The organism is Blautia segnis, from assembly GCF_014287535.1.
Classification (GTDB): domain Bacteria; phylum Bacillota; class Clostridia; order Lachnospirales; family Lachnospiraceae; genus Blautia_A; species Blautia_A acetigignens.
Genome location: NZ_JACOOT010000003.1, coordinates 1 through 14189, shown reverse-complemented (window position 1 = coordinate 14189; position 14189 = coordinate 1). Strand labels below are relative to the sequence as shown.

At 45.9% G+C, this 14189-nt stretch carries 16 protein-coding genes and 1 pseudogene; 5 read left to right on the top strand and 12 right to left on the bottom strand.

All coding sequences use genetic code 11. The features are described from left to right. Positions 1–4 precede the first annotated feature (4 nt). Positions 5–1012: an aspartate--ammonia ligase gene (asnA, locus tag H8S54_RS00795; protein ID WP_117850862.1), complete on the top strand. Its 1008-nt coding sequence runs from the start codon at positions 5–7 to the stop codon at positions 1010–1012. Between the two features lie 27 nt (positions 1013–1039). After that, on the top strand, positions 1040–1450 hold the full coding sequence (locus tag H8S54_RS00790; RefSeq protein ID WP_021925339.1) for a CBS domain-containing protein: 411 nt from the start codon (positions 1040–1042) through the stop codon (positions 1448–1450). A gap of 71 nt (positions 1451–1521) precedes the next feature. Here the strand turns inward: H8S54_RS00790 and H8S54_RS00785 are convergent, their stop codons facing one another. The 3 genes from H8S54_RS00785 to H8S54_RS00775 form a co-directional block, all read right to left on the bottom strand. Continuing rightward, positions 1522–2268: an amino acid ABC transporter ATP-binding protein gene (locus tag H8S54_RS00785; RefSeq protein ID WP_021925338.1), complete on the bottom strand. Its 747-nt coding sequence runs from the start codon at positions 2266–2268 to the stop codon at positions 1522–1524. Next, positions 2258–2950 carry an amino acid ABC transporter permease gene (locus tag H8S54_RS00780; RefSeq protein WP_021925337.1) on the bottom strand — a complete coding sequence of 231 codons (693 nt, stop codon included), beginning with the start codon at positions 2948–2950 and terminating at the stop codon, positions 2258–2260. The genes H8S54_RS00785 and H8S54_RS00780 overlap by 11 nt, the downstream gene beginning before the upstream one ends. Before the next feature lie 132 nt (positions 2951–3082). Next, positions 3083–3862, bottom strand: coding sequence for a transporter substrate-binding domain-containing protein (locus H8S54_RS00775; protein WP_186900700.1), 780 nt, complete (start codon positions 3860–3862; stop codon positions 3083–3085). Positions 3863–4127: 265 nt separating this feature from the next. Here H8S54_RS00775 and dapF point away from each other — a divergent pair, with 265 nt between their 5' ends. Further along, positions 4128–4982, top strand: a complete 855-nt coding sequence (gene dapF / locus H8S54_RS00770; protein WP_021925335.1) for a diaminopimelate epimerase — start codon at positions 4128–4130, stop codon at positions 4980–4982. A 47-nt stretch (positions 4983–5029) separates the two neighbouring features. Here dapF and H8S54_RS00765 read toward each other — a convergent pair whose 3' ends face one another. The 8 genes from H8S54_RS00765 to yedE all read right to left on the bottom strand — a co-directional run bounded on the left by H8S54_RS00765 (position 5030) and on the right by yedE (position 11549). Beyond that, positions 5030–5347 (bottom strand): AzlD domain-containing protein, encoded by a 318-nt coding sequence (locus H8S54_RS00765; protein ID WP_021925334.1) that lies wholly within the window; start codon positions 5345–5347, stop codon positions 5030–5032. Next, positions 5337–6062: an AzlC family ABC transporter permease gene (locus tag H8S54_RS00760; protein ID WP_117850864.1), complete on the bottom strand. Its 726-nt coding sequence runs from the start codon at positions 6060–6062 to the stop codon at positions 5337–5339. The genes H8S54_RS00765 and H8S54_RS00760 overlap by 11 nt, the downstream gene beginning before the upstream one ends. A gap of 146 nt (positions 6063–6208) precedes the next feature. Beyond that, positions 6209–8233, bottom strand: a complete 2025-nt coding sequence (locus H8S54_RS00755) for an FtsX-like permease family protein (RefSeq protein ID WP_186900699.1) — start codon at positions 8231–8233, stop codon at positions 6209–6211. Next, positions 8226–8993, bottom strand: a complete 768-nt coding sequence (locus tag H8S54_RS00750) for an ABC transporter ATP-binding protein (RefSeq protein WP_117850869.1) — start codon at positions 8991–8993, stop codon at positions 8226–8228. Before H8S54_RS00750 ends, H8S54_RS00755 begins: the two co-directional genes overlap by 8 nt. Positions 8994–9117: 124 nt before the next feature. Further along, positions 9118–9786, bottom strand: coding sequence for a DUF3786 domain-containing protein (locus H8S54_RS00745; RefSeq protein WP_117850871.1), 669 nt, complete (start codon positions 9784–9786; stop codon positions 9118–9120). A 118-nt stretch (positions 9787–9904) separates the two neighbouring features. Continuing rightward, complete coding sequence (locus H8S54_RS00740; protein ID WP_021925329.1) at positions 9905–10147, bottom strand: DUF3343 domain-containing protein; 243 nt, start codon at positions 10145–10147, stop codon at positions 9905–9907. Next, positions 10147–10353, bottom strand: a complete 207-nt coding sequence (locus tag H8S54_RS00735) for a sulfurtransferase TusA family protein (RefSeq protein ID WP_021925328.1) — start codon at positions 10351–10353, stop codon at positions 10147–10149. The genes H8S54_RS00740 and H8S54_RS00735 overlap by 1 nt, the downstream gene beginning before the upstream one ends. A gap of 116 nt (positions 10354–10469) precedes the next feature. After that, complete coding sequence (gene yedE, locus H8S54_RS00730) at positions 10470–11549, bottom strand: YedE family putative selenium transporter (protein WP_021925327.1); 1080 nt, start codon at positions 11547–11549, stop codon at positions 10470–10472. Positions 11550–11716: 167 nt separating this feature from the next. Between yedE and H8S54_RS00725 the strand changes: the two genes are divergently transcribed. Both H8S54_RS00725 and H8S54_RS00720 read left to right on the top strand, forming a co-directional pair. Further along, positions 11717–12898 (top strand): aminotransferase class V-fold PLP-dependent enzyme, encoded by a 1182-nt coding sequence (locus H8S54_RS00725; RefSeq protein ID WP_021925326.1) that lies wholly within the window; start codon positions 11717–11719, stop codon positions 12896–12898. Between the two features lie 40 nt (positions 12899–12938). Then, positions 12939–13841, top strand: a complete 903-nt coding sequence (locus H8S54_RS00720) for a selenium metabolism-associated LysR family transcriptional regulator (RefSeq protein ID WP_021925325.1) — start codon at positions 12939–12941, stop codon at positions 13839–13841. 78 nt (positions 13842–13919) lie between these two features. Here the strand turns inward: H8S54_RS00720 and H8S54_RS00715 are convergent. Then, positions 13920–14189: pseudogene (locus H8S54_RS00715) on the bottom strand (hypothetical protein); the annotation flags it as partial.

Here is a 14189-nt window from a genome sequence, read left to right as displayed (position 1 = left end):
TCCCATGGAACAATTGAAAATTCCTATGGGCTATCATGCAGACCTTAATCTCCATGATACTCAGGTAGCAATTAAAACTGTCAAAGACTTTTTCCAGCAGACACTTGCCCAGAAGCTGAACCTTCTGCGTGTCTCCGCACCTATATTTGTAGACCCAAGCTCCGGCCTCAATGACAACTTAAATGGCGTGGAACGCCCGGTAAGCTTCGATATCAAGAATATGGAAGGCAATGCCGAGATCGTCCACTCCCTTGCGAAATGGAAAAGATACGCACTGAAGAAATACGGCTTCGCCCAGGGCGAGGGATTATATACCGATATGGTTGCCATCCGCCGCGACGAGGACGTAGACAACATCCACTCCATCTATGTGGACCAGTGGGACTGGGAGAAGATCATCTCCAAGGAAGAAAGAAACGTGGAAACACTGATCAATACTGTCCGCTCCATCTACAGCGTTCTTAGAAAGACCGAGAAATACATGGCTGTACAGTATGATTACATAGAAGAGATCCTTCCAAGAGAGATTGCATTCGTTTCCACAGAAGAGCTTGTAGACATGTATCCGGACCTTACTCCTAAGGAAAGAGAATACAAGATCGTCAAAGAAAAAGGTGCCGTTTTCCTTATGCAGGTCGGCAAGATGCTGTCCAATGGGGAGCGCCACGACGGACGTGCCCCGGACTACGATGACTGGGAATTAAACGGTGATATTCTGGTATACTATCCGGTACTGGACATTGCCCTTGAGCTTTCCTCCATGGGTATCCGTGTAGACGAAACAGCACTTGACAAACAGCTTACAGAAGCCGGATGCGATGACAGAAGAGAGCTTCCATTCCAGAAAGCCATCCTGAACAAGGAGCTTCCATACACCATCGGCGGCGGTATCGGACAGTCCCGTATCTGTATGTTCTTCCTGCGCAAGGCTCACATCGGTGAGGTACATGTTTCCCTGTGGCCTAAGGAAATACAGGAGGAAGCTGCAAAGAACGGAATTCCGCTTCTGTAAATCCATCAACGAAACGAGGGATTAAAATTGAATATACTTTTTTTCCTAACACCGAAAAATGATGTTGCCTACATTTTCGAGAATGAAACCCTGCGTCAGACCATTGAGAAAATGGAGCACCGCAAGTTCTCCTGTATTCCTATTCTGAATCCAGAGGGCAAATATGTAGGAACCATTTCCGAGGGAGACCTTCTCTGGGGCATGAAGAATCTGAACATTACAGATATGAAGAGTGCTGAGGACATCCCGGTTATGGCGATCCAGCGAAGAGCCACCTACAAGCCGGTTCATGTTGACTGTGATATGGAGGATCTTCTGGACCGGGCCATCAACCAGAACTTTGTTCCGGTTATCGATGACCAGGATCATTTTATCGGAATCGTAACACGTAAAGAGATCATCAAATACTGTTACAAAGAAATGAAGAAAAATGCCTGAATAAAATTACGGCAGTCACACATCTTCCCATTTCATAAGGGAATGCATGGCTGCCGTTTTTTATTGTTTATTTAAAGAACCTTGGATAAAAATTCCTTCAGACGCGGGTTCTTTGGATTTTCGAAAAATTCCTTAGGGGAATTCTGCTCCTGAATTTTTCCATCGTCAATGAACAGAACCCTTGTTGCTACCTCACGGGCAAATCCCATCTCGTGAGTAACCACCACCATGGTCATGCCGCTTTTGGCAAGCTCTTTCATCAGCTCCAGAACCTCGCCTACCATCTCCGGGTCCAGCGCAGAAGTTGGCTCGTCAAACAACATCACATCCGGGTTCATGGCAAGGGATCTTGCAATGGCAATACGCTGTTTCTGTCCGCCGGAAAGCATATCCGGGTAAGCATTTGCCTTGTCCGGAAGTCCTACGCGGGCAAGAAGTTCATCAGCACGCTTAGATGCCTCTTCTTTGGTCATCAGCTTCAGGGCAACCGGTGCCATCATAATGTTCTGCTTTACAGTTTTGTGTGGAAACAGGTTAAACTGCTGGAAAACCATTCCGATTTTCTGGCGGTGACGGTTAATGTCAACCTTGGGATCAGTAATGTCCGTTCCCTCAAACAGGATTTTGCCGCCTGTGGGCACTTCCAGAAGATTCAGAGAACGAAGGAAGGTGGATTTTCCGGAACCGGAAGGTCCGATAATGGCAACAACCTCGCCCTGACAGATATCTGTGGAAATTCCATCCAGTACCTGGTTTGCTCCAAATGCTTTCTTCAGATCCTGTACCTGGATCAAAACTTTGCTCTTATCAACGCTCACTGGTTCTCAGTCTCCTCTCCAGTTTATTCATAAAGAAGGTCAGTACCATGACCACGATCAGGTAGATTGCAGCCGCTGCCAGAAGAGGCATAAATGCATTGTAGGTACGGCTCTGGATCAGCATAGCACCCTTGGTCAGGTCCATCATTCCGATGTAGCCGATGATGGATGTCTCCTTGATCAACACGATAAACTCATTTACCAGTGCAGGAAGCACGTTCTTGAACGCCTGCGGAATAATGATCAGACGCATAGTCTGGGTAAAATTAAGTCCAAGGCTTCGTCCTGCCTCTGTCTGTCCCTGGTCAATGGACATGATTCCGGAACGGACGATTTCCGCAACGTATGCACCGGAGTTGATACCAAACGCCAGGCTTCCTACCAGGATTTCATTGACGCTGACAGATCCGAACACAACGAAGTTCATGATCAGCAGCTGGATGACGGTCGGGGTACCGCGGATGACAGTCAGATAAACCTTGCAGATCGCATTTGCAATCTTGAAGTTCCCGGATTTGTCATGGGAGGAACGGATGATCGCAACAAGAAAACCGATGCAGATACCAATGAGAAGGGCAAATACAGTGATGATCATGGTGTTTTTCAGACCATCCAGAAGCCAAGTATATCTGTCATCTTTTATAAAATTGATATAAAAATCGTGTCCAAATTTTTCAAACATATTTTTTTCCTTTTTACTTTAACAGAATTCACAGCATTCAATAACACCAGATGAGCCACCCCGGGGCAGTTCTTCGCGGATTGCCGTTCAGGGTGACTCATGATCAGGGCAGCTTATACTGTATTTCTTCTATCAGTCAGCTTTTACAATGATAACCTGGCTTGCGTTTGCATAGGTGTCTGTGAAATCAACGCTCTCCAGACGGTCCTCTGTAACAGTCATTCCGGCAGCACCGAAGTCAGCTTTTCCGGACTGTACAGCTGCAAGGATTGCATCGAATTCCATGTCGTCGATCTCAAGCTCATATCCAAGCTTGTCGCAGATTGCCTGTGCGATATCCGCATCAATACCTACAATGGCGTCACCCTCACGGTATTCATATGGCTCGAACTCAGCGTTTGTAGCCATTATCAGTGTTCCATTGGAACGGTCAACATCTTCCGGGGACTCATATGGTGTCTCACCAATGTTGTCACCGATGTAGTTATTCATGATATCATCAACGGTTCCGTCTTCTTTGAGTTCCTCTAAAGCTCCGTTGATCTTGTCAAGAAGCTCGTCATTGCCTTTCTTCAGGCAGATTGCATACTCTTCTTCTACGAATGGCTCGTCTAAGATTTTCAGTCCGTCTGCGTTCTCAACGAATTTCTGAGCTGGCTGGGAATCGATGATCACACAGTCGATCTGTCCTGCCAGAAGTGCCTGGATTGCTTCGCTTCCTTTGCTGTAACGCTTAACAGTTGCGCCGTCTTTCTCATATTCACTTGCTTCAATATCACCGGTGGTTCCAAGCTGTACGCCGATGGTAGCGTTCTTAAGGTCATCCTTGGACTCGACAGTTGCAGCGGATACGCCAGCTGTCATGGAAACTGCCATTACAGTGCCAAGTGCTAAAGCTGTTAATTTTTTCATATTTTTTCCTCCTCTTAATTGTATGCAGGAATAATTATGCATAGTTCCCGCATATTCATTCATCTATCTTTCCCCCATTTTATCAGCTTTTGTGAAAAATGCAAGACTTTCCATAAGATTCCTTATTTTTTTGCTTCCTGTTTTCTGAGAAAATTTGGAAAAATTCACTTTTTCATAACAGACTTGTGGTATGATAAGATAGAGACACGTGATGAGGAGTATAAAAACAAGGCGTTTACCCGCCGGATACAAGGAGGTAATTATTATGAAATTTACAAAAATGCATGGTATCGGAAACGATTATGTATATGTGAACTGCTTCAAAGAAACTGTGAAAGACCCGTCAGCGGTGGCGAAGTTTGTAAGTGACCGCCATTTCGGCATTGGCTCTGACGGGCTGATCCTGATCAAGCCCTCTGACATTGCAGACTGTGAGATGGATATGTATAACCTGGATGGTTCCCAGGGTGCCATGTGCGGAAACGGAATCCGCTGCGTTGCCAAATATGCCTACGATTACGGCATTGTAAACAAGACCAGCATCAGCGTTGCCACCAAAAGCGGCGTGAAATATCTGGATCTTTCCATCCGCGACGGCAAGGTCAGCATGGTAAAGGTAAATATGGGGGCACCAATTCTTCAGGCATCTCTCATTCCTGTTGTTTCAGAGGATGAGCAGGTGATCGATGCACCGATCGAAGTGAACGGACAGACCTACCGTTTCACAGCTGTTTCCATGGGAAATCCTCATGCCATTGTCTACATGGATGATGTAGACGGACTGGATATTGAGAAAATCGGACCGTCTTTTGAATCTCATGTGAACTTCCCGGACCGTGTGAATACAGAGTTTGTCAGGGTAATCGACCGTCACACTGTCCAGATGAGGGTGTGGGAGCGCGGTTCCGGCGAAACACTTGCCTGCGGTACAGGAGCCTGTGCAGTTGCGGTTTCTTCTATTTTAAACGGACTGGTTGACAGGAATCAGCCGGTTACTGTGAAGCTTCTTGGAGGCGACCTGAATATTTTCTGGGATGAAAGCGACGATCAGGTTTACATGACCGGTCCGGCAACTACTGTATTTGACGGAGAAATTGATTTAGGATTTCTTGGAGAATAAATACGGAAAAGAAATGGCCCTTGCGAACCGTAAGCACTGCAAAATGCTTACGCCGCAAAGGCCATTATTCTTTCTACAATAAATACTGCAGCGCAAGCCCAAAGGGCTACGGTCAGCAGGCTTTTTTCTCTGTAGGCTGCGATCAGCGCTACGATAAATCCGGCTACAGCAGAGACCACACTTGCCGTTGCTGACAAAATGGCCGGGAAGGTCATCGCTGCAAGGCAGGCATAAGGCACATAAAACAGAAAAGATTTTACAAAAGGATTGGTAATCTCCTTCTTCGCCAATGCCAGGGGAAGCATACGGATCAGGTATGTCACTCCCGCCATAACCAGTATATAAATATAAACATTAGGCTTCATGAGCTTCCTCCTTCTCGTTTTCTTCTGCAACCGGGCAAAGCACAGCCGCAATTCCGGCAACCAGAATGGTAGTGATAATGATCACAAATCCGGATGATACCTTTGATAAAACCGGAACCCAGGCGAACAGTGCACTCACTGCCATGGCTCCAAGCACTACCAGAAACACCGCTTTGTTTTTCTTGGAAGGAGGAATGATCACAGCCAGGAACATTCCGTAAATTGCCACGCTAAGTGCGCTCATAATAAAATCAGGCAGAAGACTGCCGGAAACCGCTCCAAGCAGGGTGCCAAATGTCCAGCCTGGAATAGCCACGCTCATCACGCCATAATTGTAAAAAGCACTGACCTTGCCAGGCTTGCTGGCACTGACACCAAAAATTTCGTCTGTCACGCCAAAAGCCACTCCATAGCGGTGTCCCCAGGGCTCATCCCTGCGCAGCTTCTGGGAAAGAGAGAAGGACATCAGGCAGTATCTCAAATTGATGATCAGCTGAGTCAGTGCCATCTCCCACAGAGAGCCTCCTGCTATAATAATGTCCAGTCCCGCAAACTGTCCCGCTGACGTAAGATTGGTCAGGGAAATCAGAACTGCCTGCCAGATGGTAAGTCCGCCCTGCACCGCCATCATGCCAAACGTAAAGGAAACTGCCAGATACCCCAGGGCAATGGGGATTCCATCTGTAATTCCCTGCTTAAAGCTCTCTTTTTTCATGAGAGATTTCCTCCGGTTTCTTCTGCCTGTCTGCTTTTTTAGAAATACCAGTCAGGCTTTTTTCGCATAAATAGCCTGGGAAGCATTCTTTTGCCTCCCAGGCTATCTCATTGTAACACTTTACACTGGTAAATACAACCCTGCCCTTATCTTCTTTCTACGATTTTATAATAGGTTCTGGCTGTAAGCCCGTAAATAATTCCATAGATCACAGCAAATACCAGAATGGTAATCACCGTACATCCTGCAAACAGACCAATATTGGTCATGCTGAACAGCGCCAACAGTCTTTTTACCATAGGAAATGCCATAGCAATATGAAGAGCCGCCATTCCAAGCGGAAGGAAAAATACCATAAGGATCTGTCTGTGAATGGAGGATTTCACCTCTTTGTGGGTCATACCCACCTTCTGCATGATTTCAAAACGGTCTTTATCCTCATAGCCCTCGGAAACCTGCTTGTAGTAAATGATCATGGCTGCACCCATTAAGAACAAAAGGCCAAGGAAAATTCCAAGAAACAAAATTCCGCCAAACAAGCTGTAGAAGCTTTCATACAGTTCGTACCGCACAGAGGTCATACAATAGCTTTCTGCCGGGAGATTTCCCGCTTCCTTCTGTCCATCAAAAAATTCCATGGCAAGGTCACGAATTTTCGACGCATCAGCCTCTTTTTCCTCTTCTGTTCCATTAAGATAAACATCCATCTCCATGGACGCCATAGAAGAAACGCCTCCATAAGCCTCGGCCTGTTCCTCATATAGCTTCTGGAAATCTTCATCATTTACAATCAGCTTAATGGAATCCATGGAAGAAAAATTATCTCCCACATATTCATAATCCTTCAGCCATTCTTTTACCTGGTAAACGCTGTCATGAATTTCCAGAGCATCTTCACCTGCTTTTCCATCCCTGTAAGCAAGGACTTCACCGGGTTCAAGAGAAATTTCTTCACCGGTAATTCTGGAATATTCCTCCTGGGGAACAACGGTAAGGGTCTCCAGCTGGTTTTGAAGTTCGGAAAAGGTACTCCCATCTGATTTTTCAAATCTCCAGTTGCCGCTCCCATCTTTAACCAGAGTGCTGGAAAAATTAATTTCCGTATTTAATTTTTCGTAAGAAGCCTGATCCTCAATTTCCTGCAAAAGCTTCGCTCTGATATTTTCCAGCTGTTCCTTTGAATCCGCTTTGTACATCACGCTCACATCTGATGGACAGCGCAGATTAATAATGTCATCAATTCCGGAATTCAGGCATACCGTAGTGGATACCATCAAAAGCACGCCGGTACTTAAAATACAGATACTTGCAAGTCCCACCGCATTTTGCTTCATTCGGTAAAGCATACCGGAAATGGCAGTAAAATTCTTTGCCTTATAGTAAAATTTCTTGTTCCAGCGCATGATTTTCAGAATTACAATGCTTCCTGCTGTAAAAAGCAGATAGGTTCCTGCCATAACCAGCAAGACGGCAACAAAAAACAGTGCCAGGGCAGACAAAGGGGATTCCGTGGTAACTGCAATATAATATCCTGCAAACAGGCAGATAAATCCAATCAGGGCCATCAGCCACTTTGCTTTTGGTTCCCGCTCTCCTGCATTTTCTGCCTTAAGAAGTTCAATTGGCTTTGCCTTATATACTTTCCGTATGTTTACCAGAAGAATCACTGCAAATATAACGCCATACACTTCCAGACAAGTGATGATTGCCTGAATGCCTATTTCAAATCCAAACGCAGCCGGCAGCCGAATCAGCTTCAGAAGCAGCAAAAGGACAAGCTTGCTTCCCAGAATTCCTACAAGAATTCCTCCTGCTAAACTGATCAAAGAAGTAATCACGGTTTCCATACTCATCACAATACTGATGTGCCTTTTTTCCAGACCCAGAATATTGTAAAGTCCCAGTTCCTTCTGTCTTCGCTTCATTAGAAAACTGTTGCTGTACAGAAGAAAAATAAAGGAAAAAATAATGATAATTCCCACACCCATGCTGGTGATCATCAGCACATCCCCACTATGGCGGATCCTTTTCATTCCTGCATTATTGTTGATAAACAGCATCATATACAGCATTGCCACATCGAACAGGCTCGCCAGAATGTAAGGCACATAGGTCTGGTGGTTTTTCTTTATGTTTACCAGTGCCAGCTTTGCAAAAAGTCCATTACGCATGATATTCACCGCCTGTCATCAATATGGTAAGAGTATCGGAAATCATCTGGTACATTTCTTCTTTTGTTTTTTCCCCTCGGTAAATCTGATGGAATACCTCACCGTCCTTGATGAAAAGGACTCTGGAAGCCCGGCTTGCTGCCTGTGCGCTGTGCGTAACCATAAGAATAGTCTGTCCCTGCCTATTTACTTCTCCGAATACATTCAGAAGAGCATTGGCTGCCTTGGAATCCAGGGCGCCTGTCGGCTCATCTGCCAGCACCAGCCGTGGGTTTGTGATCAGTGCTCTTGCCACTGCGCAGCGCTGCTTCTGACCGCCAGATACCTCATAGGGATATTTTTCCAGAAGCTCGGTAATGTGAAGGGCCTGGGCAATGGGGCGGATTTTCTGTGCCATTTCCCGGTAATCTTCCCCGGCAAGCACCAGCGGAAGGTAAATGTTGTCTCTTAAACTAAAGGTATCCAGAAGATTAAAATCCTGGAATACAAATCCCAGATTTTTTCTTCGGAATGCGGAAACCTCCTTGTCGGAAATGTGCACCAGGCTTTTTCCGTCCAGAAGAATCTCTCCGGAGGTTGGCTTATCCAGAGTCGCAAGAATATTCAGAAGGGTGGTTTTTCCGGAACCGCTCTCTCCCATGATGGCAACGAATTCTCCTTTTTCCACGGAGAAATTTACGTTGGATAAGGCCTGTACTTTATTGCCGCCGAAGCGGGTGGTATATATTTTCTTCAGGTTTGTAACTTCAAGCAATGGCATGTTTTATGTCCTCTCTTTCTTTACTATGTCTGACAGTATAGTGAAAAAATCAGGTCACTGCCATCGAATCAGGTTACAAAATGCGGTGGGAAACTTACGATTTTGTAAGGTTGGATGGATTTTATTACTCTGCGTAAATTTTTTCCCCGGGAAGGCCTGCTGCCAGGGTCAGATAATAGACTGCATCAGCTGCCACACAGACTACATTTTCTTCATGCATAAACTCTGTGATTTCCGAATCAAACAGCATGTTTGCCTGGGCATCGAACTCCTCATCCCCATCCCAGAAAAGAACGGCTATGTTTAAAAACGGGAAAACAGGCAGCATATAACCTACATCTCCCTGTGGAAGCGGCGTGCCGCCAAGGGCTTCACATGCCATTTTCAGTTCCTGTGTTTTCCCGGAAAAGATGGTCTGCAGTTTGGAAATGATAGTTCTTCGGTAGGCAGCCTCGAAAGGATACACTCTTTTTACCTGGCGGAAGGCCACCAGATTTCCAGATGCAACGGGATGTTCGGATGCATAATAAAAGGTGTTGTAAATATTCATCACGGTGTCAAAGCCCGGATGCACCCCCTGATCCGTAATCACTCCGCTCTTCCGGTCGATCCGAAGCTTCCTGGAAAAATATACGATATACAGCGCCTCTTCGTCCGCCTCCAGATGAAACTTCCGGGTCAGTTTCTCCTGATCCATTTCCAGGAATTTCAGACGCCAGTTCTCGATTACCTGGTCATAGTTGGATTTCTCTGTTTCTTTCAAAGATACACCTTCTTTCTGATTTCGTTTCATTGGTTTCCATTCTAGCAAACTTTATATGGATATGCAAATATACCCATAAACCACAAAGCAGCGCTGCCTTTCTATCACTTTGTAAAAGATGATAGAGGGCGCGCTGCTTCTCTTTTTTTTAGCTATGCCAGATTACCTGAAAGGTTCCGTTTTCCAGAACCTGGGCCAGCTGTTCTAATTCATCTGAGTTCCAGTTCCGGGCTTTCTCTGCGGTTCCGGTGAATTTCACGCAGGTTCCGCAGGAGGAGCTTAAATTTCTCGGCACCGGCATGATCACAGCCGGGTAGCCTTCTTTGTCACATTTTTTCTTAAATGCCATCGCTCCGAAATGGGAAAAAAATGTGGCAATATAGTCTTCCATTATTTTTCCAGGGTCAGAATGAAATCTTCCCCGTCCTCTTTCCAGGAAACCTGATATCCCTGATGCATGGCAAAACGGGATACGTTCTCTCTTGCGGTTACGTTATCTACCATTACGGTGTATGCCTTTTCCCCGGATGCCAGAGCATTCTTGGTGCGGATCACAGGCTCCGGACAGGAAAGGCCTCTTGCGTCTACTGTTTTCATAAATGAAATCCCCTTTCTTTGAAGATGAAATTTCTGCTGCGTTTCAACTGAATAATCTCTTATCTGTATTGGTTGACAGGATTTTGATCCAAGGTCATATTGGACTTTATTGCCTTTTAACTCTCTGCCTTACGTGCAGAGTTAACTGCCGCGATCACAAACAGCACAACAAATCCAATTATAACTGCTGCCTTTCCATTTGCTGTAGGGCCTTCGCCAGAAGAAGCAAGCCCAAAGTTATGAGCCACAGCTGCGCCAGCCATCAGTCCAAATACAGTAATTGCGGAATCTGTATTTCCTTCTCCTGCCAGTACCAGCTGACGAAGTGGGCAGCCGCCAAGAAGCACGCAGCCAAATCCAGCCAGTGCCATTCCAAGTGCATTCCACAGACCATCTGTGTGCGCGATTGCCTGTCCTGCAAATCCAGGATGGAAATATCCAAGAATCATATTTCCGATCAGGGCACTTACCAGAATTGCAACAAATCCAAGAAGCAGCTTCCATTCTCCAAACAGAACTACATCACGGATACCGCCAACCATGCAAAGACGGGTTCTCTGTGCCAGGGCACCAACTACAAGTCCTGCAATCAGGGAAATGGCAATTGCCGCATGCTTTGCGCCAGGGCCGCCGTCTGCTTCTGTGAAATGAATAAATGCAGGTGCCGCGATCAGAAGTACCAGAATTCCAATTTCCACGACCGGGAAAATGACACCCTCAACCGGCTGCATCTTATAGGAACGTTTCAGAGTGTATCCTTTTTTCAGGAAAAATACGCCAGCCAGAATTCCAACAATAAATCCAATCAGCCCAAAAATGGCGTTCCAGTCACCGCCTGCAAGACGAAGGATCATACGGAACGGACAACCAAGGAACATCAGGCATCCGATCATAACGAACATTCCAATGACAAAACGGGTGACAGGTGCAGAGCCGCCTCTTGGCTTGAATTCTTTGGTTGCAAGGGCCAGGATGCAGGAACCAAGAACCAGTCCCACAATCTCCGGACGTATGTACTGCACTGCCGCTGCGGAATGAAATCCCAGGGCACCTGTGGTATCACGCAGGAAACATGCAATACAGAAACCCATATTTGCAGGGTTTCCGAAATAGACCAGAGCCACTGCAATGATTCCAATGATGACGCCCGCTCCAATGATCATAGGCGTCTCTTTCTTTGACAAACTTTCTTTCATACTCTTTCCTCCTTGTACAAGTGTCAACTCTTTCCTTTATTTTAACATTTTTTGTCAGAAAACTCTAATTGATTATGGGGGATTATTTTGTGTATTTATAGATATTTTCGATAGATTATGGTATGATAGGATACAAATAAAAACTTTCAAGAAAGGATTTCGTCACTATGAACCGCATATATCTCGATCATGCCAGCACCTCTTTTCCAAAGGCGCCTGGGGTGGCCCAGGCCATGATGGATTACCTGACTTTAAACGGAGCCAACGTAAACCGCGGCTGCTATTCCAGCGCATACTCCGCAGAAGAGGTCATTTATGAAACCCGCCAGCTTCTCGCCCAGCTGTTTCATTTTCCAAAATGTAAAAATGTGATCTTTACCCCCAATATCACCACCAGCCTGAATTTTATCCTGAAAGGACTTCTAAAACCGGGTGATCACATTCTAGTTTCCGCCATGGAACACAATGCGGTGATGCGTCCTGTAGTGCAGCTGACCTCCCATGGAATTACTTTCGATCGTATTCCTTGCAGAGAAGACGGCTCTATGATCCCGGAACAGGTGGAACCTTTGATCCGCCCCAACACCAGAGCCATCGTCACCCTTCATTCTTCCAATGTTTGCGGAACCTGCATGCCCCTGGCAGAACTTGGGGAAATTTGCCGGAAGCATTACCTTTTTTTCATTGTAGATACTGCTCAGACAGCCGGGATTCTGCCTGTTGATATGGAGAAATTTCACATTGATGCCCTGGCTTTTACCGGTCATAAAGGGCTTCGCGGGCCTCAAGGCACAGGGGGCTTTCTGGTTACACAGGAAATAGCAGAATTAATGGAACCGCTGATTTCCGGAGGAACGGGAAGCGTATCCCATACAGAAGAAATCCCGGATTTTTTGCCGGATCGTTTTGAATCCGGAACGCCCAATCTTCCGGGAATCTATGGACTGCATCAGGCACTTTTATTTTTGAAAAACGGAGAGGAAAATTTTGAAACTCATATGGCACAGCTGTACCAGAGGGAAATGAAGCTGACCGGATATTTTCTGGAAAAACTGCTGGAACTTGATGATACCGGAAAGCATATCCGTATTGTGGGAAAGAATGATCTGCAGGATCGAACTGCTGTTGTTTCCATTCAGACGCCAGAGCAGGACTTGGCACAGGTTGCCTGGAGACTGGATAGTGAATACAGTGTTATGACAAGAGTTGGGCTGCACTGCGCCCCTAACGCCCACAAAACGCTTGACACCTATCCTGCCGGAACCATCCGCTTTTCCTTTGGACCAGAAAATACAGAGGAAGAACTGGATACGGCAATTGATGGGCTAAAGAAAATTCTGGATATTTAATTTTAGGAAAGGACTGCGAGATCTTCGCACTCATAACTCTATGGAATTTAAACAATTAGAAGCCTTCGTGGCTGTAGTTGAAAATAAAAGCTTTTCCGAAGCGGCCAGGCAGCTGAATCTGACCCAGCCTACCATCAGTGCACACATCCAGTCCTTGGAGCAGGAACTAAACTCCCGGCTGCTGATCCGCACCACCAAGAAGCTGACCATCACCCAAAGAGGACTTCAGCTTTATGACTGTGCTTCCAACATTCTGAATATGCGCAGCAATATTATAGAAGAATTTACTGGAATCAATAAAAAGATTGTAGATCTAGCAGTTTCCACCATTCCTTCCTCTTATCTGCTTCCGGAGATTCTCAGTGCTTTTACCTGTCAGATTCCGGATGTCTATTTCCATTCCTGGCAGTCGGACAGCCTGGGGGCCGTGTCCAGGGTGCTGGACGGAAGCGTGGATCTGGCACTTGTGGGAAATACTTTCGAGGAACCAGACTGCTGCTTCATTCCTTTTCGAACGGACAAACTGGTAATTGCCACGCCTGTGAATGAGCATTACCTGAAATATCAGGTAAAGGCAGATCTTGGTACTCTGGATTTTTCTGATTTTCTGGATGAGCCGTTTATTATGCGGGAAAGCGGATCTGGTACCAAAAAGGAAATTGACCGTTATCTGGAATCCCATAATATTCCGGATACCAGTCTGCATGTTGTGGCACGAATGAACGATCTGGAAGCCATCCGCAAGTCTGTGGCAGAAGGACTTGGCATCTCCATTTTATCCGCCTGCTCCGCCCAGGACCTGGCTGCCACACACCAGATTCTCATGTTCCCTCTGAACCACGAAAAGGCCATGCGTACCTTTTACATCGTCTACAGCAAAAACCGCATCCTCAAGCCCCACGTAAAACAGTTCTTACGTTTCGTGCAGCACTTTTATCAATAACATCCGTAAAACAGAACCAGGGAATCCATCAGTCTCACCACTGTCATTCCCTGGTTCTATAAACTCAAATGTCACACCTTACTTCCGCTCCAACAAAGCAAGTTTTTCTTTCAGAAGCAAAAGTTCCTTTTCTGCATTGTCAGCCCGTATTTTTTCCGAATCTGCGCGCATTTTTTCTGAGTCTGCGCGGTGGCGTTCTTTTTCTGTATTCTTCCGTTCTTCTTCCTTGCCAAGTTTTTCTCCAAGCTCTTTTCCCATTTCTTTCCCGGCCTCAAATTCTTCTTTTCGTAAAATCTCTTCTTCCCATTCCCGGTCATATTCAAATATACTCATTGCAACCACCTCTGC

Bases quoted from the DNA above. Each gene is read 5' to 3' on its own strand.
- asnA (WP_117850862.1), top strand. From the start codon at position 5: ATGGAACAATTGAAAATTCCTATGGGCTATCATGCAGACCTTAATCTC.
- H8S54_RS00780 (WP_021925337.1), bottom strand. From the start codon at position 2,950: ATGTTTGAAAAATTTGGACACGATTTTTATATCAATTTTATAAAAGAT.
- H8S54_RS00775 (WP_186900700.1), bottom strand. From the start codon at position 3,862: ATGAAAAAATTAACAGCTTTAGCACTTGGCACTGTAATGGCAGTTTCC.
- dapF (WP_021925335.1), top strand. From the start codon at position 4,128: ATGAAATTTACAAAAATGCATGGTATCGGAAACGATTATGTATATGTG.
- H8S54_RS00765 (WP_021925334.1), bottom strand. From the start codon at position 5,347: ATGAAGCCTAATGTTTATATTTATATACTGGTTATGGCGGGAGTGACA.
- H8S54_RS00760 (WP_117850864.1), bottom strand. From the start codon at position 6,062: ATGAAAAAAGAGAGCTTTAAGCAGGGAATTACAGATGGAATCCCCATT.
- H8S54_RS00755 (WP_186900699.1), bottom strand. From the start codon at position 8,233: ATGCGTAATGGACTTTTTGCAAAGCTGGCACTGGTAAACATAAAGAAA.
- H8S54_RS00750 (WP_117850869.1), bottom strand. From the start codon at position 8,993: ATGCCATTGCTTGAAGTTACAAACCTGAAGAAAATATATACCACCCGC.
- H8S54_RS00745 (WP_117850871.1), bottom strand. From the start codon at position 9,786: ATGAAACGAAATCAGAAAGAAGGTGTATCTTTGAAAGAAACAGAGAAA.
- H8S54_RS00740 (WP_021925329.1), bottom strand. From the start codon at position 10,147: ATGGAAGACTATATTGCCACATTTTTTTCCCATTTCGGAGCGATGGCA.
- H8S54_RS00735 (WP_021925328.1), bottom strand. From the start codon at position 10,353: ATGAAAACAGTAGACGCAAGAGGCCTTTCCTGTCCGGAGCCTGTGATC.
- yedE (WP_021925327.1), bottom strand. From the start codon at position 11,549: ATGAAAGAAAGTTTGTCAAAGAAAGAGACGCCTATGATCATTGGAGCG.
- H8S54_RS00725 (WP_021925326.1), top strand. From the start codon at position 11,717: ATGAACCGCATATATCTCGATCATGCCAGCACCTCTTTTCCAAAGGCG.
- H8S54_RS00720 (WP_021925325.1), top strand. From the start codon at position 12,939: ATGGAATTTAAACAATTAGAAGCCTTCGTGGCTGTAGTTGAAAATAAA.